Origin of the sequence: Paenibacillus sp. FSL P4-0184, from assembly GCF_038004625.1 — a bacterium.
In the GTDB taxonomy this organism is placed as follows: Bacteria; Bacillota; Bacilli; order Paenibacillales; family Paenibacillaceae; genus Paenibacillus_AQ.
Genome location: NZ_JBBORN010000002.1, coordinates 1726740 through 1749907, shown reverse-complemented (window position 1 = coordinate 1749907; position 23168 = coordinate 1726740). Strand labels below are relative to the sequence as shown.

The window sequence follows — 23168 nt, the reverse complement described above, 5'->3', positions numbered from 1 at the left end:
GATGAGTACATCCGTGGATTCAAGTGTTGTAGCTCGGTGGCGCCTTATTCTTGGTCAGTCTGCAGAAGCGCAATTGACGATTTCTAGCGGAAACGCAAGTATTCACCTGTCTGAAGATGAACTCATCATGGACCAAGCACTGGCTGCTATCTATGATGAGACGAGCGATATCGTAAATAGTGGTGCTGCTAACTCTTCGGCTACGGGACAAAGAGGAGCGGGATCAGGTAAATCTGCACCCCGGTTGGCAAAATGGTTAGGAGATGTTCGCAATTTCTTCCCAGAGGATATCGTATCGGTTATTCAACATGATGCGATGGAGCGGAAGGGCTGGAAGCAATTATTGTTTGAGCCGGAAGTTCTGGCAACAGTGAAGCCTGATATACAGCTAGTAGGTACACTACTTTCGCTAAAAGGGAAAATTCCTGAGAAGACAAAAGATACGGCTCGCCTGTTAGTGAAGGCGGTTGTGGATGATCTTGTAAAGCGTATGGAGGAAGATCTGCGTCGGGCGGTGACGGGTGCACTGAATCGCAGAGAGCATTCTCCATTACCGTCACTTAGTGGTATAGACTGGACACGGACGATAAAACGCAATCTGAAGCATTATGATGCAGAGCGACAACAGATTATCCCTGAGAGATTCTACTTTTATGATCGGGCAAGACGCAGTAAGGAATGGACAGTCATTGTGGATATCGATCAGAGTGGTTCTATGGCAGAATCAATTATTTGGGCTTCAGTAGTTGGTTCTATTTTTGCAAGCATCCCATCGCTTAGTACCCGAGTAGTTGTATTTGATACAGAGGTCGTTGATCTGACAGAGCAATGTGCGAACGATCCTGTTGACATGTTATTCGGGATTCAGTTAGGCGGCGGTACAGATATACAAAAGTCTGTTGCTTATTGCGAACAGTTTATTGATCAACCGAAGAAGACATTATTTATCGTTATTTCGGATCTTTATGAAGGTGGGAACCAGGCAGGCTTAATCCGTCGTATGCGTCATCTGAAGGAATCTGGAGTTAGAACGATGTGCTTGCTGGCTTTATCTGATGAAGGCAAACCTTTCTATGATGAGCATGTGGCGAGATCTTTGACTCGCGATGGAACACCCTGTTTTGCGTGTACACCTGCACTGCTGCCACAGTTAGTAGAAGGTGCACTAAAAGGACAGGATCTTACTGAATTAGCAAAGAAACTTGGTACAAAAGGGATTTAACAAGAGTCGTACTATTACAAGTTTCATTAAAAGCGATATTCAGACAAGAACTGTGATTCATTACAGTTTTTATGGCGTATATAAATATCATACCCCCCTTTATAGAATATAATTTGGCCCTGTCGCTCGTCGGCAGGGTATTTTTTTTATGGAAGTCTTTAGAAGAGCTATTATCCTGACCTATTAAAATTTTCTTTTAGAGTATGCTCTGCTCTCACGCTGTGGTAAAATAGACCTGATTTTTTAAAAAAATACGCAAGTTAAGTTTTTACTTGATAAACCTAAATCAGTGCATATTGGGATGGACATCTAAGATGGATGTAATGTTATAGAATGTGCTATAATTTTATATTAGGTTAAAACATCAATAAGCTACATTTGAGATAGAGGACGTGAAAACAGCATGACTAAGGGGAACCATAACTCACCGGACTTAAAATCCGGCAAGGGTTCGAAAGATTATTCGAAATATTTTGATTTTAGCGATGCGAAGGTAATTAGTGAAGAAGAAGGTAAGATTACTTATCGGATTAAAGGAAGAAACGTTCAAATTAATAGCCAGCCTGATTATAAAGAAGGAAAACGGCGTGGCAAGGAAGAAATAGAAGTGCATTATGATTTCGAGATTCCTGAAGAGATGCAGAATTTCGGAGTAGACAAATATTATCATATTACGACTTATGGCTGCCAAATGAATGAGCATGACACGGAAACGATGAAGGGCCTGTTGGAACAGATGGGCTACAAAAGCGTCGATGATCGGAATCATGCGGATCTCATTCTGCTCAATACTTGTGCGATTCGCGAGAATGCCGAGGATAAGGTGTTTGGAGAGCTTGGTCACCTTAAGAACTTGAAGATTGAGAAGCCAGGTCTTTTGCTGGGCGTGTGTGGCTGCATGTCGCAGGAGGAAGGCGTAGTTAATCGAATTATGTCTAAGCATGGATTCGTGGATATGATCTTCGGTACGCATAATATTCACCGTCTGCCACACCTCATTAAAGAAGCTGTATTCAGTAAAGAGCTTGTGGTGGAGGTATGGTCTAAAGAGGGCGATATTATTGAGAACTTACCGAAAAAACGTGAAGGCATGCGGGCTTGGGTAAACATTATGTATGGCTGTGATAAGTTCTGTACGTACTGTATCGTACCTTTTACACGAGGAAAAGAACGCAGCCGCCGTCCGGAGGACGTCATTGCTGAAGTAAGAGAGCTCGCGCGTCAAGGATTCAAGGAAGTGACTTTGCTGGGGCAGAACGTAAACGCATACGGTAAGGATTTTACAGACATCGATTACACCTTTGGTGACCTAATGGATGATATGCGTTTAATTGATATCCCGCGCATCCGCTTCATGACATCGCATCCACGTGATTTTGACGATAAATTGATTGAAGTACTCGGCAAAGGCGGCAACCTGGTGGAGCATATCCATCTACCGGTTCAATCGGGAAGTACTGCCGTACTTAAGAAAATGAGTCGCAAATATACTCGTGAAGCTTATCTGGAGTTAGTTCGTAAGATCAAGATAAGTGTGCCTAATGCGGTATTAAGTACCGATATTATCGTTGGTTTCCCTGGTGAGACGGATGAGCAATTCGAAAATACTCTTTCGCTAGTGCGCGAGGTTGGGTATGATATGGCATATACGTTCATTTATTCACCTCGTGAAGGTACCCCTGCAGCTGCTATGGAGGACAATGTACCGATGTCAGTGAAGAGCGAGCGTCTGCAAAGACTCAATGATCTCATTAAAGAGAATAGCCGGATCATTAATGACCGTATGCTAGGTGAAGTCGTCGAGGTACTGGTAGAAGGCGAGAGTAAGAATAACTCGGAAGTCCTTTCTGGCCGTTCCCGTGCGAACAAGCTGGTCCATTTTGAAGGTTCGAAGGAGCTTATTGGCACATTTGTAAAAGTGAGAATTACAGATACCAAAACATGGTACATCAAAGGGGATATTGTGGCAGAAGCTGCTGCTGTTCATTAATCATCACATACGAATGGGGAGATGGCTTGTGAGTACAGAGGAACAACGTTTGAATAAATATGGAATGAAGACTTATAATACCCGTGACTTGATCGTACGCGAGGATATTATGGGTAAAGCCAAAGAACTGGCTACATTGATCTCGACAAGTGAAGAAGTAAAGCATTTTCAGCAGGCTGAGCAAAAAATCCTGAACCACGAACGGGTACAAGGCCTGATTGCAACGATTAAGAAAAAGCAGAAGGAGATTGTCGCCTTCGAAAGCTTTAAAAATAAAGATATGGTAGCCAAGATCGAGCATGAAATTGAAGTGTTACAGGATGAAATTGACGGCATTCCAGTCGTGAACGAATTTCAGCAGAGCCAGAGTGACATCAATTATCTACTCCAGCTTGTTATTTCCGTGATTAGAGATACCGTTTCGGAAAAAATAAATGTGGAAGCCGGCACCGAGGCGCCTCCGACCACATGCGGATAACCCACACTCAGTTTAGGGGGCGGATGCAGATCCGCCCCTTTAAGTTTCACACTATACATAATCCTAATCTTTCTATGTCCAGTTGTTGATTTTAGAAGTTAAGGTTTGGTACATTTAAAGATACGATTTAGTAAAATTATAGCTTCGGAAAAGGATGGGGCAAATATGAGCGAAAATGGGGAACAAACCTATAACGCCAAAAAATATCGTACACCGGACGGAGTTCCGGCCGACATCGTAATGTTTACACTGACCAAACGCGAACGTAAGACGGTCACGAAGACGCTTCCCTTACGTGAGCTTAAGGTAATGTTAATTAGACGAAAGAAATGGCCATGTGCTGGAATGTGGGCTCTCCCAGGCGGATTCTGTCAGGAGGATGAGTCCATTTATGCTGCGGCTACACGTGAACTCAAAGAAGAGACTGGTGTAGATGGTGGTCATTTGGAATATCTGGGCGTTTACAGTACACCAGGCCGCGACCCTCGCGGATGGATTATCAGTCATGCTTTTTTTGCCCTTGTAGAAGAATGGATGTTGGAGCAAAGACAAGCTTCGGATGATGCTGGCGAGGTAGGTTTATTTACATTGCAGGAAGCACTTGAAGAGCTGGAGCTCGCTTTTGACCACCATGATATTATCAAGGATGCATACTTGCGTATTCAACAACAAATGCTTCAGACTACGATCGCAAGACAGTTTTTACCTAGACATTTTACCCTTAGTGAGCTCTATCAAGTCATTCAAACGGTAGTGCCGGAATTTAAGGAACCGAATTTTATTCGTAAAATCACTTCAACACGTAGTCGTCAGGGTATATTAAAAGAAGTAAGAGATGAAGAGGGAAATGCGCTTAGTTCAAATCAATACTCCCAGCGTCCCGCTCAGCTCTATATGTTCACAGATCATGAGCCTTTGTTATCCATCTACACGTAGTGGCTTAAATCAGGAGAGGGGATTAATCTCATGAGAGCACTAATAGTGATCGACTTTACGAATGATTTTGTTAACGGAAATCTGCCGGTTGGTCAGCCAGCCGTAGATATCGAGCCTAGAATCAGCCAATTAACGTCGGAGTTTGTCCAAAGTGGCGATTATGTCGTTATGGCCGTGGATTTACATGAAGAGAAGGACCCTTACCACCCGGAGAGCAAACTTTTTCCTCCTCATAATCTACGCGGGAGTGAAGGACGTGAGTTGTTCGGAAGTTTGAAATCTGTGTATGAGCACAACCGCGATTCCATCTATTGGATGAACAAAACGCGTTATAGTGCTTTTAGTGGAACTGATCTGGAAATCAAGCTGCGGGAGCGTGGCATTACTGAACTTCATTTAATTGGGGTCTGCACAGATATTTGTGTACTGCACACAGCAGTAGATGCATATAACAAAGGGTTTGCAATTATTGTGCACGAAGATGCAGTTGCCAGTTTTAATCCAAATGGACATACTTGGGCGTTAGAACATTTCCGGGGAAGTTTAGGAGCAGACGTTGTTAAGGCATAATACTAAAACAGAACATACACATATAGCAGCGTAGATATTAGGAGATGAGGACTTGAGAAGAGAACTTGCGCTACATACGGATAAATATCAGATCAATATGATGTACGCTCACTGGGTGAATGGAACTCATAAACGGAAGGCTGTATTTGAGGCTTATTTCCGTAAGCTACCTTTCGGTAACGGCTATGCTGTGTTCGCAGGGTTAGAGCGTATTGTTGGTTATATCGGCGGCTTGCGGTTTACCGAAGATGATATCCGTTATTTGTCTGAGCAAGAAGAAAACTATGCTCCCGCTTTTTTGGAGGAACTGTTGCAGTTTCATTTTCAGGGAACCGTTCATTCGATGAAAGAAGGCGCTTTGATTTTTCCAGATGAGCCATTAATCCGTGTGGAAGGGACAATTATGGAGGCTCAGCTGGTGGAGACAGCCATTCTGAACTTCATGAACTACCAGACGTTGATCGCTACTAAGGCTTCACGAATTAAGCAGGTGGCTCCGAATGACATCTTGCTGGAGTTTGGTACCCGGCGTGCGCAAGAAGCCGATGCAGCGGTGTGGGGGGCTAGAGCAGCCTATATTGGCGGCTTTGATGCTACTTCAAACATGCTGGCAGGCAAAATGTTTAGTATTCCGACTAAGGGAACACATGCACATTCCTGGGTTCAGAGCTTTGGCAGCGAGCAGGAGGCTTTTGATGCCTATGCTAAGGTGATGCCGGACGAAGTTACGCTATTGGTAGACACCTTTGATACACTCCGTAGTGGGGTGCCTAATGCAATCAATACAGCTAAGAAGCTTGAGGCACAAGGTAAAAAGATGGTCGGTATCCGTTTGGATAGCGGTGACTTGGCTTATCTATCCCGTCAAGCGCGTAAGATGTTGGATGATGCTGGCCTGGATTATGTGAAGATAGTCGCTTCCAACGATTTGGATGAGAACACGATCATGGATCTAAAGCTGCAAGGCGCAGCGATTGATACTTGGGGTGTGGGCACACAACTGATCACTGCCTCTGACCAACCCTCGCTGGGTGGCGTCTACAAGCTGGTGGAAATTGAGTCCGCTACTGGAGAAATGATCCCGACGATCAAAATTTCTTCCAATCCTGAAAAAGTATCCACGCCTGGAAAGAAGGACGTATTTCGGATTATCGGTAAAAATGGCAAAGCGCTTGCGGATTATATCTGCTTTCCAGAAGAGGAAGCTCCACGTAACGGTGCGCGGTTGAAGCTGTTTAATCCGCTCCATCCATACATGCATAAGTATGTAGAGCGTTACGAGGCATTGCCTATGCTAGAACCGATATACGTTAACGGATTCCAAGTGTATACTTTGCCGGATTTGAATGAGGTTCGCCGTTATCATCGGGAGCAAAAGGACCTATTCTGGCCGGAGTATCAACGTAAGCTGAATCCCGAAGTATATCGGGTGAATTTGAGTGAAAAGGTCTGGACTAGCAAGCAGCAGTTAATCGCTGAGCATATACGACCGGATATTGAATAGATTTTGCAGGATTAATTCTGTCAACAGTGTTAACGCGGGAGAGTGATATACCCGCGTTTTTTTGTTTTTACAGAGGCTTGTAAATAAGGAGGAGAACTTAATGGAAGAGGGGAAGCTTGCTTTAGCGCTGAACAGGAACGTTAAGCCAGGCGAAATCATTACTTTCGGCACGTATTCACAATCGACGGATGATAAAGAGCTGCCGATTGAATGGCGTGTTCTCCATAACTCAGGTAGCGAACTGTTCGTTTTGAGCGAGGACATTTTGGAATGCAAGAGGTATCACGGCAAGAGCGCAGATATTAAATGGCGTGATTGCGTGGATATTACGTGGCACGACTGTGATTTGCGTGAGTGGCTGAACGATGAATTCTATAACAGCGCATTCAATGCTGCCGAGAAGGTATTAATAAAAACGACCCGTTGCTCAGATAACGGAGAGGGTACCCCAGATACAGAGGATAACGTTTTTTTGCTTAGCGTTGATGAGATAAAGGCATTCTCAGAGATACACGGAAAAGAACTACGGCGTGCGGTTGGCACGGAATTTGCTAAAATGAAAAAGCACGATGGATGCAGCCTATACGTTTACGATAAAACGGATAAAGATAACTATATAATTAAAGACGGCGAAGAAGTTGGCTGCTCTTGGTGGTGGCTGCGAACACAGGGAAACAAACCTTCGCGTGCGTTTTTTGTCGGACCGAGTTACAGTATTCGCAGCTATGCGAATGTCAGTGTAGCCCGTGACGGCGTCCGTCCCGCTATGGTAATTAATCTTCCACGATAAAGACATTCGGTTTAGAGTGGCAATAATTAAAAAGAGGCGTGTCCCTCTCTTCGCTAGTGTGAAGAACAAGGGATACACCTCTTTTTGATAGATCGGTCCAAGCTAAATACTTCAGTTTTTCTTCTTAAATTTCACGAAGGACCAAATCGTAAGCATCAACAGAACTGCTAGGCATGTTCCTATACTGATACGGTTCTGAACATCGAAGAGAAAAGAAACCGCGATAACAGTTAAACAAACAAGTGTAACAACGGTTATATAAGGGAATCCCCATACCTTAAAGGTTGGTTCTTTCGGATAAGATTTTCTCAGTTTAAGTTGTGACATACAAATGCTGATCCATACGAGAATAACCACAAAGCCTGGAACCGCCATTAGCAAACGGAACAATCCATCCTGGGCGAAGTACGCTAACAAGGAACCAATAACAAGAACAACGGCACAGAGCTTCAGACTGTTGATGGGTACACCTTTTGCAGAGGTTTTTGCCAAGCTGCGTGGTGCTTCGCCCTGTGACGCCATAGAGTGCAGCATCCGAGTGGCGCCATAAATACCAGAATTGGCAGCAGAGAGCACCGCTGTAATCAGAATAAAGTTCATGATGTGATCGGCACCCTTAAGTCCTGTTGCGGCTAATACCTGAACAAACGGGCTTGTATGCTCATTCAGTTGATTCCAGGGTATTAATCCGCAGATGATTAGGATCGGCAAGGTATAGAACAGAATAACGCGCAGAATGAAGCTTTTGACAACCTTAGGTAAGACCTTCTCTGCATCCTGTGTCTCCGTCAAGGTTAGCCCAATCAACTCTGACCCACCGTAGGAGAACATGACGACAAGAAGGGCAGAGAAAATGGGAGCCCAGCCTCTCGGGAGAAATCCACCATAGTCTGTAAAGTTGTGTAAGTAAGGCGTAGCCTCAGACATAGGCAACAGTCCAAAAATTAATGAGCTTCCTAAGATAATGAAGATGATGATCATTGCGATTTTGATCCCGGCTAACCAAAACTCCGTTTCTCCATAACCACCTACACTCATCATGTTGATGCCGATAATTAAAGCGCCACTTGCAAGACTGAGCAGCCATAAAGGAACATCCGGTAACCAGTATTGCAAGAAGCTGCCTGCTGCCAGCACTTCAATCACACAAACGGTCAACCACATGAAGCAATATAACCACCCCACGATAAAGGAGAGTCGTTCTCCAAAAGCCTCACGTATGAAGTCCTTCATATTCCTATTCGGGTACACCGTAGCCATTTCGGCTATTGCCCCCATGACCACTAAGAGTAGCAGGCCTGCTAATACATAAGTAAGAATAACCGCAGGTCCGGCAATGCTTATGGTCTCAGAACTTCCTTTAAAAATCCCCGTACCGATTACTCCGCCCATCGCCATAAAGCTGATATGCCGAGGAAGCAATTTCTTCTGTAATGATGCTTCGTTTGACTTCACAATTAATGCCTCCTAAGCTGTCTTCGAAAAATTACACCAAGCATCAGTTTATCCTGAAACGGACTAGTTGAAAAGTAAAAATAACACACATTTTTATGAAGAGGCGTGACTTTTCACTGGAGTGTGATATTTATCATGCAGAATGTGATGAATTTAACATCTTAATTTTTAATTTTATTGCTAAATAAAAGTAGCTAAATAAGCTTAGGTAACACATGGAAAATGCAAGATTTGTCACTTCGCGACTTCCAAAATCAAGATACAATCGTTGAAAAAGTCAAAAGGATATTATACTGATGACATTCTGAAAGGGGCTATGTCGGTGGTACAGTTACCAAAAGTGAACGAACTCGGATTTTTTGAGATTCGTCTGGAATCAATTGGAGGGCTAGGCGCGAACTTAGCTGGTAAAATGCTTGCCGAAGCAGGCGTTGTCGGTGCTGGAATGAATGGAGTGAGCTTTTCATCCTATGGTTCTGAGAAAAAGGGATCAGCGGTAAAGGCACATATCCGTTTTTGTGATTTGAACACACATATTCGTGACACTTCACCGGTAGAACGACCTCACGTCGTAGGCATATTCCATGAAGCGTTGGCAAAGACCGTCAACGTGACTAGCGGAATTTATGATCATAGCACGGTGCTAGTAAACTCGGCTAAGTCGCCAGAGGAATTGAAGTCCTCCCTGAACATGATGGCAGGAACTATAGCTGTCGTTGATGCTACATCGATCGCATTAGATGAGAAGAACCGCGTAAACATGGCAATGTTAGGTGCGTTGTTCCGGATGTGTGATTTCTTGGATCCTGAAATTATGAAGGGTGTTATCGAGAAATCACTTGGCAAAAAATATCCGCAGGCTGTTCAATCCGCACTAACTACTTTCGAACGTGGATTTAATGAAGTTACTTTCATGCATTTCCCTTTGCCTGAAGGTGCGATTATGCCTGAGTTCGTTCGGTCCGATATTTCGGCCTTAGGTTATGAAACTCAGCCTATTGGTGGTACCATTACGAATCCTGGCAGCAGCTTTTTAAAGAATCTTAGCATTTCAAGATCCGGTTTATTGCCTCATTTTAAATTAGAGGATTGTATTCATTGTGCGCAGTGCGATACGGTATGTCCTGATTTATGTTTTGTTTGGGATGAGCAGCCTGATAAGAAGGGACGTCCGCAAATGTTCCTTCAAGGCATTGATTATCAATACTGCAAAGGCTGTTTAAAATGCGTAGAAGCTTGTCCTACAACGGCTTTGTCTGGCGAACGCGAGGAAGATGGCTACGCTGAGAGCCATACGGTCCGGCATATCTTTGATCTTGTTACTGAGGCTTAATTAATGGAGGAAAGGTGGAACACACGTGGCTATTGATTACGAAAAAGAAGTAAGCTCTACGAAGGTAGAGCAGAAATTCCTATATGAATCCGGCAATGAAATGGCGGCTTATGCTGCCCATCAAATAAATTATCATGTCATGGGTTATTTTCCGATCTCCCCATCGACAGAAGTAGCTCAATTTCTTGATACCATGAAAGCGAACGGTCAGCATGATATTATGCTTATTCCATCAGATGGCGAACACAGTTCTGCAGGAATCTGTTATGGGGCTTCGACGGCTGGTGGACGTGTATTTAATGCTACAAGTGCCCAGGGTTATATGTTCATGCTAGAGCAATTGCCGGTACAAGCTGGTACACGGATGCCTATGGTAATGAATTTGATCTGCCGCTCGATTTCCGGTCCGCTTAATATTCATGGTGACCATTCTGATTTGTATTTTGCGCTAAATACGGGCTGGCCGATTCTGATGTGCCGTGATCCACAATCCGTTTATGATATGAATCTGATGGCACTTAAGCTTGCTGAGCACGCCAAAGTGCGTCTTCCAGTAATGGTAGCATCAGATGGGTATTTTACTTCTCACCAGAAACGTCGCGTACAGGCATTTACTCACCGTGAGGATGTTCATAAATTCGTTGGCCCACAACCACCGGTAGGCTTCACAGATACACTAGACCGCAATAATCCAGTTACCGTAGGTCCTTACATGAACGAACCTGATTATATCAACAACCGTTATCAGCAGTCGGTAGCGATGTATAATGCGGGTGAAGTCTTCGAAGAAATTGCTAAGGAATTCGCTGAATTGACTGGACGCCACTATCCAATGATCGAAGAGTATCGGATGGAAGATGCGGAAGTAGCCGTATTCTTGATGAACTCTGCGTCAGAGATCATTAAAGATGTTGTGGATCAGCTTCGTTTGCAAGGGATCAAAGCAGGTGCAATTTCGCCGAATATGATTCGTCCTTTCCCGCAGAAGCAAATGGCTGAAGCGCTGAAAAATGTTAAGGCAATCACCGTAGGCGACCGTGCGGATTCGGTTGGTGGTCACGGCGGTAATATGGTAAATGAGATCAAGGCAGCCTTGTTCACCTATGGTAACACTACTACAAAGGTAATTAGCCGTATTTACGGGTTGGGCGGTAAGGACTTCTACGCAGAAGATGGTCATGCATTCTTCCAATTAGCATTGGATGCCGTTGCTGCAGACCGTATTGAAGTTCCATTTGACTACTATGGTCACAATCCAGGTGCACCGGACAAAGCGCCACAGCGTCTATTGAAGCCGATGGACTTTGATTCGCTGAAGACAGGATTAATTACGGTTAAACAGGATGAAGCAACAGGGAAATTAAGTGTGCGGATACCCCCACTGCGCAGCTTGACGAAGAAACCTAAACGGCTTGCACCAGGTCATGGCGCTTGTCCAGGTTGTGGAATTTTCTCAGGACTGGAGACGTTCTTCAAAGGCATCGAAGGGGATATCGTAGCGCTTTATCACACGGGTTGTGCGATGGTAACAACTACGGGCTATCCATATTCTTCTCATAAATCTACTTTTATTCATAACCTGTTCCAAAATGGTGCAGCTACCTTATCCGGTGTCGTAGAAATGTTCTGGGAACGCAAACGCCGTGGTGAATTGGACGGACTTGGGCTTCAAGACGACTTCACATTTGTAATGGTAACTGGTGATGGCGGTATGGACATCGGAATGGGACCTGCGATTGGGGCTGCACTACGCGGTCACAAAATGATTATCGTAGAGTACGATAACGAAGGTTACATGAACACAGGTGCTCAGCAGTCCTATTCCACACCACTGGGTCACCGTACATCTACATCCAGCATTGGTAAGAATCAGCAAGGTAAAGTTACACAGCATAAGGATACTGCGCAAATCATGGCAGCTACTAACATTCCATATGTCTTCACAGGTTCCGAAGCTTACCCGCAGGATCTTGTGAAGAAAGCGGCAAAAGCACAATGGTACGCCCAGAACGAAGGACTTGTGTATGGTAAAATCCTGATCGCATGCCCACTGAACTGGATGTCTGAGGATAAAGAGGGTACCAACATCGTTTCGCTGGCTGTTGAATCTTGCTTCTTCCCTCTATATGAAGTGGAGCACGGTTCTACGAATATTACGTACAATCCAGAGGATAAGGGCAAACGCGTTGAGCTCTCCGCTTGGTTGAAGACAATGGGCAAAACCCGTCATTTACTGAAGCCTGAGAATGAGCCGGCTTTACGCAGCTTCGAGGCAGAGGTTGAGCGTCGCTGGAGTCGTCTGAAAGCGAAACATGAACATCCTGATTTGTAAAATATAATGATAAAACACCCGGCAGATTCGTCTGTCGGGTGTTTTGTATATAATGAAAGAAGGGAGGACTGATTCTATTGAGCTGGATTTTATGGATCTGTTTTTTTGTTTCATTACTGTTATCTTATTTGGATCAGCGAAAGATATTAAAGTTAAAAGACTGGGTGATCATAATTGCAGCTTTTTTACTTTGTGAATTGTATGTCGATTTATTTGGGTTACTGATTCCTGTGGGTTTTATCATGGGCTTGATTTATATGAATAAAAAGAAAAAGTTTCTTTACGCAAAGGCGCTAATGTATGGGTTGATTACCGTCTTCGTCATTTTCTATACCCCTAAGATTAGCTTTCAACAAATCAAAGCGCTTTCGGAGAGTAACAAATATACGGAGCAATTTAATCAGGTTAAAGCCGTTTCTAATTATAAAATTGAATCAGATATTAACAATGTACTCCAGAAGGCAGCAATTCATTTAAAAGATAAAAATCCAAACTCAGAAATACCTGTAGACGATCCTCATGTAGCCTTCAGTATATGGGTTCTCCAACACAGAAATGTAGCTCTTCAAGATTTAGATTGGTTATGGTACAAGGCGCCGTTAGAATTACATTATTATTGGCAAATTAATCGTCCCGATCCATTGGTTACTCTTGAATATGTTGTATTTAATGATGTTGGGTACATGGGTGTTTTTGAAAGAGTGTATGAAAAAGAACCCTATCATCTCCGAACGATCTATGAGTTTGACCGCCTTAAAACATGGACTCCGATGCTACCCTGATTCTGAGTTTAACAAAGATAAATCGTGAGCACCGACTCACAACCTAGAATGGAATTTATTTCTCATATTCATACAAACCTTTCGCTAGACAAAAGAAAACTGCAAATGTGCATCTTTTTGCGCAGATTTCTTCTTTTATTAGGTCGAAACCTGCGAATATACAGGAATATCCGTACTTATGACACGAAGACTTATTCTTAAGCAATAATTACTGTGAATTTGCAGGAATCTATACTTTAGTCCGCCACGTATCATTTAAAGATGTAGTTTTGCAGGTTTATTCGACATTTCGTCATTTACAGTGAGCGATTTAGTCGACCCTCAGTATCTTTGAGCCCCCCAGTGCTGTGTTTACATTTAATAGATCCATATACTAGGAAAAAAGCAAGCCTTCTGATGTTCAGAGACCTGCTTTTAACAGCTAGATTACTAATAGGTTACAAATGTGACGTCAATCATAAGACAAATGAAGAAGAGACTGCTTTAATGTTTGCGGTAGAAAATTCCAACCTTGAAATGATAACTATGTTGATTGTAAATGGTGCTGACCTATTAGCTAGAAATAAAAAAGGCCAAACTGCTCTAGATATCGCAAAAAGCATGGAACAAACTTATGCTATTAAAAAAATAATTGAATATCTTTCAGGCCATCTATGATAGCTTAACTAAACTCCCTCGATATGATTTAACTTCCTCACGCAAGCTCGTGTATTCGCAGGATTTCATCCCTTTTGCGTAACGTATCCCGATACTCTGTGCTTTCTTTGTCATCCTGCGAATACGCCAACTTGCGTTAGTAATGCATAGTTTTTAAGCTGCCAATGCAAAGACTTTCTTTGTGGTGTATGCTTCTTCACTGCGTGCCAGACCTACTAAAAGTCGAGCCAGCTTTCCACATAACTTCATGATGGATTTCATTTTTTCAAGCTTTTTTAAACTGGACATTAAGTAGATGTAGAGCCTTGAATTCTTTGTTATTCTTGACATGCACATCGTGGTTAGGTAGAGGAAGTGCCGCAGGCGTGGTCGTCCTCGTTTACTGAGCGTCATCTGTCTCTTCCATTTCCCAGATATTTCCTCGCTTAACTCCATATGGATGTTATAAAAAAGACATTCATAACACCTCTGAAAATTGGTAAGATGCAGTCAAAGAAATATTCGTTCATGTGGTGTTGAGGGATTTTAATTTGCATTTCATCCAAAAGCTATCTATACAAAGTCAAAAGGTTGTATCATGTTTATATGGAGTTTTAGAATAAAGGTATAGAAAATGAGAGGTGTATCATTTTTGTATAGAGTGGCTATTTGCGATGATGAGGAAAAACAAAGAGAGCTTGTCAAAAGTATCCTGATTACTTTGTCGATAAAGACTAATATAGATTTTGAAATTGAATTATTCGGCTCGGGAGAGCAATTGGTATCCCATTATGAGCGCTATGAAACTCCATTCCATATTTTAATTTTGGATATTGAAATGGGGGGGATAAACGGGATTCAAACAGCCCGAAAAATAAGAGAGTTAAATAACCTAGATGAACAAATTATTTTTCTGACAAGCTATCCTGAATATATGGTGGAAAGTTTTGATGTCATGACATTTCAGTATTTGATAAAACCCATTGCTCCTTCGATCTTGGAGGAGAAAATAATCAAGATATGCCAATACTTTCAAGCACTTGATAAAAAGTTTATGGTTATCAAGTCAACCTATGAAGAAATCATTTTAAAATATGATGACCTCATTAGTATTCAAGCTGCCAAAAGCTTAACTATAAAAAGCAAACTACATTTTACGACCACTAATCAAACCTATGAAAGCAAAGGCATCATTTCAGATTATGCTTTGGCCTTAAAAGACTGTAACTTCTTGCAAATCCATCGTTCTATTATTATTAATCTGCTTCATGTGAAGAAATTTTCTAGCGGAGTTGTTCTAATGTCCAATGGGTTGGAATTACCTATAGGTCGTTCTAAAATTAATGAGGTTAAAGATACTTACACCAAATTTATGATTATGAAGGTCGATTGATATGATTCAAAATAATTTTCTTATTGTCTTTAGCATTGTCCTTGTGATGGGTGTTCAAATTAATTTTTTCTTCAACTCGGTGTTTGATAAATCAGCTAAAAAACATAACCGATTCATTTATTTCATTATGTTTGGGTTGCTTGATTACCTGTATCTGGTTATTCCTATCTCTCCTATTTTATCTTTGATTCTACCTTTGCTCATGATATTTAGTTTTGCACAATCTTATCAAGTAAAAATTAAAGACAAGATCATTTTTTCTATGTTTTACGGTGTTTTAATATCTCTCGTTAATTTTATATCCCTTTATATTTTTTATACCCTATATTCAATTGAGTTTAGCTTTGACCCTGTAAATGAATATGATCAAATAGCTTACACAAAAGCTATTTTACTCAGTTGCATGATCATGTTTGCTATCATTCAGATCATACGCCTACTTGCAAAACGTAGAAGTTACTCTTTGCATTATCGTTACTACATATTTTTTTCGGTTATTCCTATCGTAAGTATAAACCAACTGAATATTCTAACTTATAAGGACGCCTATTCTTTCATATCCGTCATTGTATTACTATTCTTAAACGTTATGATTTTCTATGTTTTTGATAATATCATTGATAAATTTCAATTCATGCATGAGAATGCTCAGCTGCAACAGCAGATGGACCATCAGGATGCGAATTACGAAAAAGTCGTTCACAGCTTTAAATCCATTAAAAGAATCATTCATGATACGAATCAACAGTTTTTGTATATTGAAGAGTGTATTGAGCGAAATGAGCTAGCAGCAGCAAGGGAACATATTAAGACTACATTAAATAAAGTTGAAGGGGCTTATCAACGGGTAAACACAGGGAATCTAGTTATAGATGCCCTTGTCACAAATACACTTAATATTGGACAAGCCAATGGCATAAGAATAGATACAAAGCTTAGCTTATGTTCACAAAAAGTCCATATTGACCGTTATGACTTATGTGTTGTCATTGGAAATATGCTAGATAACGCAATAGAGGCTTCTAAAAAGTTGAAGATCGCAGAAGATAGGTACATTCTTATAAAAATACATTCTACCGAGTCTACCCTTCTCATTCACATCATGAATCATATGGAGAATGAAGTTGCCCACTTAAACAGCCAAAAATCAAACCCGGAATTTCATGGTATTGGATTAACGAACATAGCTAGAATCTGCGACAAGTACGGTGGTCATATGACCATTGAAACAAAACATAAAATATTTAATAATATGGCACTAATTCCATTATATACCAATAATCCTTAGACAACCTGTTGTTTAGGGATTATTTTTTGCGTTTCAGGGCCATTTTCATTCTAACAGCGTTCTTCCTTGTATGATGATTTCAGTAAGTCACATCTAGATGGAATACGAGGAGGGATTAATAATGAAGAAGATGGTTTCCGTAGTTATGACTGCAATACTTTTTGCAATACCAGTCACCCCTGCTTTTGCTCTAACGAATAATGATACTGTAAAAGAAAAGGCACAGAAGCTGGCTTCGAAGATCGTGTCCGATTATGGTGCAAGTGGATTACAGTATGCAATTTTGGATCATGGATCCATTGTTTTATCGGATAGTGCTGGTGTCTACGATAAAGCGACCAAGAGTCCGATAACCAAAGAGACGATGTTTGGAATAGGCTCAGTAAGTAAAACGTATGTGTCTGCTGCAACGATGATGCTAGCTGATTCTAATCAAGTTGATATTGATCAACCACTAACCACGTACATTAAGGACTTTAAAATGGCAGATGAACGATATAAAGAGATTACGCCACGCATGTTGATGAATCATTCTTCAGGAATTTACGGTAGTCACTATGGGAATAGTTTTTTGTTTGATGATAATGACACGAAAAATCATGATGAATTATTGGTCAAATTACAATCAGATAACTTAAAGTCAAACCCCGGCGAATTTTCGGTATATTGTAATGATGGTTTTCAACTGCTTGAAATCTTGGTTGAAAGAGTGAGCGGTTTAAGTTACAGCGAATTTCTTGAAACCCATATTAGCAAGCCTCTTCAATTAACCTCTACCCAAACACCACGTGATTCGTTTGATAGAGACAGACTCACAAAAACTTATTTTCCCGGGATCGATCAAGCTTTACCCACCGAGAATGCCAATCTCATTGGGACAGGAGGCATCTACTCCACGGCCGAAGAAGTAAGTAAGTTTGCTGAAGTATTAATCGGGAATCGAACGGATATTTTATCTGAGAAGTCAGCAATGGCTATGCAAAGTCATGAGTATAGAAAGGGTGTGTGGGTTTCTGAAGAGACAAACACCATTAATTATGGCCTGGGTTGGGATGCCGTCCGTTTAGCACCATTTAGTGATTACGGAATAACCGCATTATTCAAAGGTGGAGATACGTATATGTATCATGCTGCTTTGACTACCCTACCCGAACATGACATTTCTATAGCTGTACTTTCATCGGGAGGTAGTGGTATTTACAATAGTATATTTGCATCTAATATTTTATTAGAATATATAAGCGCCAAAGGCATCATTAAAGAAATCCTACCTAAAAAAACATTTGAACCTCCATTGAAAGTGGACATGCCATCCGATTTACTTGCTTACTCTGGATTATACGGTACCGTAGGTAAAACGGTAAATCTGGAGATAAAGAACGGAGAGATTGATTTACCCGATCTAGGATTTGGATCGATACCGCCTCAAAAATATGTATATACGGGCAATGGACAATTTAAAAACAACGATGGGAATGCAACCATAAGCTTTGACCACCAGAAGAATGGAACAACCTATTTAAAACTTAACGCTTATACGGATACTCCAGGATTAGGTCAAACAGTTGCGGTAACCTACGAATATCAAAAATTAGATTCCAATCCTCTAAATCAGTCAACTAAAACGATATGGGAACATAGAAATGAAAAAAACTACTACTCTTTGGATGAAAAGATAACTTCAATGTTGTATTTGAGCAAATCGCTTTTGGCCAAAAATATATCCGTTGATATCAACCATGGATACGCATCCGGCACTAAAATTGTTGACGAGAATAAAGCAGTAAATGTAATTGAGATTCCTACTTTGAACGGAAGAGATGCTTTCGATTTGAATTTCTATAATGAGAACCATAAAGAGTATTTAAAGATCGACGGACAATCCTATATAAGTGAAGATGCTATTCAACCCATTTATGAAGGGAACGACTCGTTTTGCACCATACCATCGGGTGGTCAGGCTGTATGGTATAAAATTGATGATCAATCAGCCAATCGAGTCATGAACGTTGATACTCCAGTAAGTGGAGAATTTGCCGTTTATGACGCAGATGGAATGGTTGTGAACTTTTCAAAGGCAACGAGCACTCATTCGGTAGTTCTACCTGTAGGTGGGATGATCGTTTTTGGTGGTAATGAGGGTGATATATTTAAAATTAATTTGATGAATAAGTAGACGACTCAACTTTGTAAAACAACAATTAGGAAGATGATTTCAAACTTACAATATTAATTGAGAAGAGGAATGCCTTATGAAAATGCGTAGTCAAATTACATTTGCAAGTCTGGCCCTTTTAATAACTGGAAGTTCCCTGCTATACACATCGCCAAGCTCATTTGTAAAAGCAGAACCCACTCAAAATGTATCTAGATCGTTACAAACAACCACTCAACGAGATCATAATTCCGTCAAGCAAGCAATGCGGGATACTTTGCAACTTGGATTCCCAGGGATACTTGCTAAAACTTCTGAGGGTGGAAAAACGTGGGGTTATGCCGCTGGGGTAGCGAATCTGAGCACCAAGAAACCAATGGAAACAGATTTTCGATTTCGCATTGGCAGCGTGACGAAGACGTTCACCGCAACGGTTGTACTTCAATTAGCTGGAGAGAACCGCTTGAATCTAGACGACTCCATCGAAAAATGGCTGCCTGGTTTCATTCAAGGAAACGGATATAATGGTAAACAAATTACCATCCGGCAGATATTGAACCATACAAGTGGTATCGCTGAATACTCAAGATTCAAAGGCGCAGATTTTATGGATACGAAAAAATCGTATACGGCTGAAGAAATAGTTAAGATGGGGATTTCTCTGCCCCCAGATTTTGTCCCAGGAAAGGGATGGTCTTATTCAAACACAGGATACGTATTACTGGGTATTCTTATTGAGAAATTAACCGGAAACAGCTATGCGGAAGAGATTGAGAATCGGATTATTGAACCCCTTGAATTGTCGGATACATTCCTACCTGGCAATTCAAGCGTTATTCCAGGCACCAAGCATGCTCGGGGATATTCCCAACCAGACGAAGCAAGTGAGATTAAAGACGTTACTTATTATAATCCAAGTGCAGGTAGCTCGGCTGGAGATATGATTTCTACTGCTGATAACTTAAATAAATTCTTCTCTTCCTTGCTCGGTGGCAAATTACTCAAGAAACAGCAACTAAAACAAATGCTTACTACAGTTCCTACAGGAAGAGCAGGAATCGATGGATATGGTCTTGGAATCTTTGAAACTAAGCTTCCAAACGGTGTCTCGATATGGGGACACACAGGTGGCATTCTAGGGTTTTCTACGATTGCTGGAGGTACACTTGGAGGCAATCATACGTTGGTCGTCAGTTTGAACAGTTTGGGTAGAGATAACAGTCCTAATCCGTTTAAAAGTATTTTACTTGCTGAATTTAGCAAGTAGGAAAAAATGGAAAATACGGATAAATTCTACGCAATACAAGGGGCTTGGTCCCTTATTTGAAGATTATGATAATTTATTAACAGCTATATCAGTAATTAAAGGAGAGTTAAATTATGGATGAAATTATGAATGATTATCTAATGAAAATTGAAAATCATTTGAAATCGATGACCGATTCCGAGCGTATTGACATTTTAAAAGAAATCAAAAGTGTAATACTTGAATTGCATAATAATGGTGTATCTACTGAGCAAATCATCGAACGGTTAGGAAACCCAAAAGAATTAGCGAAAGTATACTTAGGTAAAGCCATTTCAATGAACAGTAAATTTAGTTGGCGTAAATTTGGTGCAATATTTGCTCTTTGTAATAGTTTTGTAGGTGTTAGTGGTATCTTACTCTTGCCGTTCATCAGTACTCTTTCCATTGCTTTAATAATTGGTGGAGTTATTACGCCGATAGGCGGAATTCTTAAATTTGTCGGACAACATATGGGATTTGATATTGGGGGAATAACAATCGAAATGGGAGCATTTACACCAAGCCCAATGCATTCCTTGCCAATTTCTATTGTGATTGGAGTGTTAATGTTTTGGTTTGGGAAAATCTTATGGAAGCTTACTATTAAATATATTCAGGCAATTAGTCAGAAAAAGAAATTAATATAATGAACCGGGACGCGACGGTCATTCATAGACCAACCGTACCCCGATTTCTGGCTGGCCTATTTTTTTGTAGGCATATATCGTCAATCGCAATCGAAACAATCGAAAGGCACACCGTAGCCATCGGAGTTAGCTGCTGAGGTCTGACCTTTTTTTGCATGACCTTAGGCTAGGTGATGAACTAGTCGGAAGACTGTGTGGGGAAATAATTCATCATATTACACTGAGAGGGTACTTTCAGCCTATACTAATTTCATTGACGGAGGATTTTCTAATGCGTAAAAAAAGAGTTTCAAAAGTGCTCGCTGTAACGCTAAGCACGTCTCTAGCTGTGACTTACTTAATTGCTTTGGTCGGAGGGTATAGTGTCAGTGCGGAACAGCTCCCTCTTAAGAGACAAACAATCACAGCGATTCAGACTGCAGCTGTTCCTGCTGCTCCAAGCGGTCTGGTTGACCCCAAAGAAGTGGAGGCCTTCGCGGACAATTACTTTGGGAAGAGCCTGAAGAAGTTCAATGTTCCGGGTGCCATGTTCGTCGTCGTTCATGACGGACAAGTGGTTTTATCCAAAGGATACGGGTATGCAAACAAAGAAAGCAAAACCCCAGTTGATTCTAATACCGTTTTTCGCATCGGTTCCATTTCTAAGACGCTTACAGCTGCGGCTGTGCTGCAGCTTGTAGACCAAGGGAAGATCAAGCTGGATCAGGACATCCAATCATATCTCGGAGGTATCACAATACCAAATTCGACAGGTAAACTGCTAACTTTGGAAAATATGCTGACCCACATGACTGGGTTCGATTTCCCATATGAAAAAGACGATGACGCCTCGCCCGATCTTCTCAATCAAGAGAATTCTCTTCGAGATTTCTTAATGGATCGAATGCCAACCATCGTCCGGACGCCGGGGGAAGCCTACCAGTATGACGATTATGCTTTTGCTTTGGCGGGATATGCCGTGGAACAAGTTACCGGGCTCCCTTTTCATGAATACATGGATAAAAACATCTTTCAACCACTCGACATGAATTCTTCCCATGATCTTGTAACCCCAGAGCTTAAAGCCCGAATGGCTGCAGCTTACGATCCGGAAGGCACACCATATCCGGAGTATGGCCTTTATCCTACGGACATGCCTCAGGGCGGAATGTTGTCCACCGGAAGCGATATGGCTAAATTCATGATCATGCTTCTACAAAAAGGAAAGGCCGGAGATCGGCAAATGTTAAGTGAACAAAGTGTTCAACGAATGACCAAGTTTTCCGTTTTCGCTCATCCGGCCATACCTATTACAAGCTATGGATTTGAAAGCATTTTCAATGAACTGTCGAATGGTCAGTATGTCGTCAGCAAAGGTGGGAACATCCCCGGACATGCCTCTTTTACATGGCTACTGCCTGAGCGTAAAACGGGAATGTTCGTCATTTATAATAATGATTCCGAATTGCGCTCGGATTTGTATGCTGCTTTTATGGACCATTATTATCCGAAGAGCACTGAGATGCCTGAATCGGTATCACCTCTGACAGAACAGCAAGCCGCGCGTTATGTCGGATTATACAAAGACCTGCATACCCCGTCATTTGTGACTAGAATTACGTACAATAACGGACAACTTGTAGCGGAAGACAGATACAAATTGGGGAATGGCAAGACTACTTTGAAAAAGATAGATCCCTTGTTGTTTATGGATGACCACGGGAAGAAAATAGCATTTCTTGAACAAAAGGATGGCGGTATTACTTATATGTATAGACCCTCCAAGTCACCGATAGCCTATTCGCCCAAAATACTGGAAAAAGCGTTGTTTTCCGATGTGTCGAAAGAAAGCCCCTACCAACCGTCTATAGAAAAGCTCCATTCGCTTGATATCATTAATGGAAGAGATGGGCGCAGCTTTGACCCCAAGGCGTCCATGACCCGTGCGGAATTCATCACAATGCTGCTGCATGCTGTCGGCTATCCGCCCTCCAAATCGAAATCCGGTTATACGGATATCGAACACCATTTTGCCTTCAAAGAGATACAGGCAGCGGTCGAGCAACATTGGTTGGGGGAGGAGACCGGAGGCCGATTTGAACCGGATCGCACGATAACTCGGGAAGAAATGGCCGTCATCTTAACGCGCATTCCTCTTCCATGGCCGCTTGGCGATGAGGTCCGATTGGCAGGGAAAACCGATGAATCGGCTATCAAGGCCGTAAGCAAGCTTGTTGCTGCCGGAGTTACGGATCCAGTCACAATAACCAATTCTGACGGTTCAGTCGATTTCCGCTCCAAAGAACCTTTGCTTCGGCAAGAAGCCTCCTATTTCATTGACAAGATTCTATTTGTTCCTTAATCTCTTATCGGCCGTTACAGCCGCATTC

General features: G+C 41.8%; 19 protein-coding genes. 17 read left to right on the top strand and 2 right to left on the bottom strand.

Annotation, left to right across the window (positions count from 1 at the left end; all coding sequences use genetic code 11):
* Window position 1: 1 nt before the first annotated feature.
* The 7 genes from MKY52_RS29630 (at window position 2) to MKY52_RS29600 (ending at window position 7490) form a co-directional block, all read left to right on the top strand.
* The gene (locus MKY52_RS29630; RefSeq protein WP_341055426.1) at window positions 2-1222 is read left to right on the top strand and encodes a VWA domain-containing protein; all 1221 of its coding nucleotides are present in this window, start codon (window positions 2-4) and stop codon (window positions 1220-1222) included.
* A 403-nt stretch (window positions 1223-1625) separates the two neighbouring features.
* Window positions 1626-3212: a tRNA (N6-isopentenyl adenosine(37)-C2)-methylthiotransferase MiaB gene (miaB, locus tag MKY52_RS29625; RefSeq protein ID WP_341055423.1), complete on the top strand. Its 1587-nt coding sequence runs from the start codon at window positions 1626-1628 to the stop codon at window positions 3210-3212.
* Window positions 3213-3240: 28 nt separating this feature from the next.
* On the top strand, window positions 3241-3690 hold the full coding sequence (locus MKY52_RS29620; protein WP_341055420.1) for a RicAFT regulatory complex protein RicA family protein: 450 nt from the start codon (window positions 3241-3243) through the stop codon (window positions 3688-3690).
* A 165-nt stretch (window positions 3691-3855) separates the two neighbouring features.
* Window positions 3856-4626, top strand: a complete 771-nt coding sequence (locus MKY52_RS29615) for an NUDIX domain-containing protein (protein ID WP_042128449.1) — start codon at window positions 3856-3858, stop codon at window positions 4624-4626.
* Between the two features lie 30 nt (window positions 4627-4656).
* Window positions 4657-5196: a cysteine hydrolase family protein gene (locus MKY52_RS29610; protein ID WP_341055417.1), complete on the top strand. Its 540-nt coding sequence runs from the start codon at window positions 4657-4659 to the stop codon at window positions 5194-5196.
* Window positions 5197-5248: 52 nt separating this feature from the next.
* Entirely contained in the window at window positions 5249-6700 is a 1452-nt protein-coding gene (locus MKY52_RS29605) for a nicotinate phosphoribosyltransferase (protein ID WP_076283476.1), read from the top strand.
* Between the two features lie 100 nt (window positions 6701-6800).
* Window positions 6801-7490: a DUF6273 domain-containing protein gene (locus tag MKY52_RS29600; RefSeq protein ID WP_341055416.1), complete on the top strand. Its 690-nt coding sequence runs from the start codon at window positions 6801-6803 to the stop codon at window positions 7488-7490.
* Window positions 7491-7601: 111 nt separating this feature from the next.
* Here the strand turns inward: MKY52_RS29600 and MKY52_RS29595 are convergent, their stop codons facing one another.
* Window positions 7602-8945, bottom strand: a complete 1344-nt coding sequence (locus MKY52_RS29595) for an amino acid permease (RefSeq protein ID WP_076283478.1) — start codon at window positions 8943-8945, stop codon at window positions 7602-7604.
* A gap of 322 nt (window positions 8946-9267) precedes the next feature.
* On the opposite strand from MKY52_RS29595, the gene MKY52_RS29590 reads away from it, so the two are divergent.
* The 4 genes from MKY52_RS29590 to MKY52_RS29575 all read left to right on the top strand — a co-directional run bounded on the left by MKY52_RS29590 (window position 9268) and on the right by MKY52_RS29575 (window position 14049).
* Window positions 9268-10278 carry a 2-oxoacid:acceptor oxidoreductase family protein gene (locus MKY52_RS29590; protein WP_076283479.1) on the top strand — a complete coding sequence of 337 codons (1011 nt, stop codon included), beginning with the start codon at window positions 9268-9270 and terminating at the stop codon, window positions 10276-10278.
* A 25-nt stretch (window positions 10279-10303) separates the two neighbouring features.
* Window positions 10304-12610, top strand: coding sequence for a thiamine pyrophosphate-dependent enzyme (locus MKY52_RS29585; RefSeq protein ID WP_341055415.1), 2307 nt, complete (start codon window positions 10304-10306; stop codon window positions 12608-12610).
* A gap of 77 nt (window positions 12611-12687) precedes the next feature.
* Window positions 12688-13392 carry a hypothetical protein gene (locus tag MKY52_RS29580; RefSeq protein WP_341055412.1) on the top strand — a complete coding sequence of 235 codons (705 nt, stop codon included), beginning with the start codon at window positions 12688-12690 and terminating at the stop codon, window positions 13390-13392.
* 396 nt (window positions 13393-13788) lie between these two features.
* The gene (locus MKY52_RS29575) at window positions 13789-14049 is read left to right on the top strand and encodes an ankyrin repeat domain-containing protein (RefSeq protein ID WP_341055410.1); all 261 of its coding nucleotides are present in this window, start codon (window positions 13789-13791) and stop codon (window positions 14047-14049) included.
* Between the two features lie 153 nt (window positions 14050-14202).
* Here the strand turns inward: MKY52_RS29575 and MKY52_RS29570 are convergent, their stop codons facing one another.
* The gene (locus MKY52_RS29570) at window positions 14203-14484 is read right to left on the bottom strand and encodes a transposase (protein ID WP_341055408.1); all 282 of its coding nucleotides are present in this window, start codon (window positions 14482-14484) and stop codon (window positions 14203-14205) included.
* A 196-nt stretch (window positions 14485-14680) separates the two neighbouring features.
* Here MKY52_RS29570 and MKY52_RS29565 point away from each other — a divergent pair, with 196 nt between their 5' ends.
* The 6 genes from MKY52_RS29565 to MKY52_RS29540 all read left to right on the top strand — a co-directional run bounded on the left by MKY52_RS29565 (window position 14681) and on the right by MKY52_RS29540 (window position 23140).
* A complete protein-coding gene (locus tag MKY52_RS29565; RefSeq protein ID WP_341055406.1) occupies window positions 14681-15421 on the top strand; it encodes a LytR/AlgR family response regulator transcription factor in 741 nt (246 codons plus the stop codon).
* A 1-nt stretch (window position 15422) separates the two neighbouring features.
* Window positions 15423-16709 (top strand): ATP-binding protein, encoded by a 1287-nt coding sequence (locus MKY52_RS29560; RefSeq protein ID WP_341055404.1) that lies wholly within the window; start codon window positions 15423-15425, stop codon window positions 16707-16709.
* A 121-nt stretch (window positions 16710-16830) separates the two neighbouring features.
* Window positions 16831-18885 (top strand): serine hydrolase domain-containing protein, encoded by a 2055-nt coding sequence (locus MKY52_RS29555; protein WP_341055401.1) that lies wholly within the window; start codon window positions 16831-16833, stop codon window positions 18883-18885.
* A gap of 76 nt (window positions 18886-18961) precedes the next feature.
* A complete protein-coding gene (locus MKY52_RS29550; RefSeq protein ID WP_341055400.1) occupies window positions 18962-20131 on the top strand; it encodes a serine hydrolase domain-containing protein in 1170 nt (389 codons plus the stop codon).
* A gap of 113 nt (window positions 20132-20244) precedes the next feature.
* Window positions 20245-20799, top strand: coding sequence for a DUF1700 domain-containing protein (locus MKY52_RS29545; protein ID WP_341055399.1), 555 nt, complete (start codon window positions 20245-20247; stop codon window positions 20797-20799).
* Window positions 20800-21070: 271 nt separating this feature from the next.
* The gene (locus MKY52_RS29540) at window positions 21071-23140 is read left to right on the top strand and encodes a serine hydrolase (RefSeq protein ID WP_341055397.1); all 2070 of its coding nucleotides are present in this window, start codon (window positions 21071-21073) and stop codon (window positions 23138-23140) included.
* The last annotated feature ends 28 nt before the right edge of the window (window positions 23141-23168 follow it).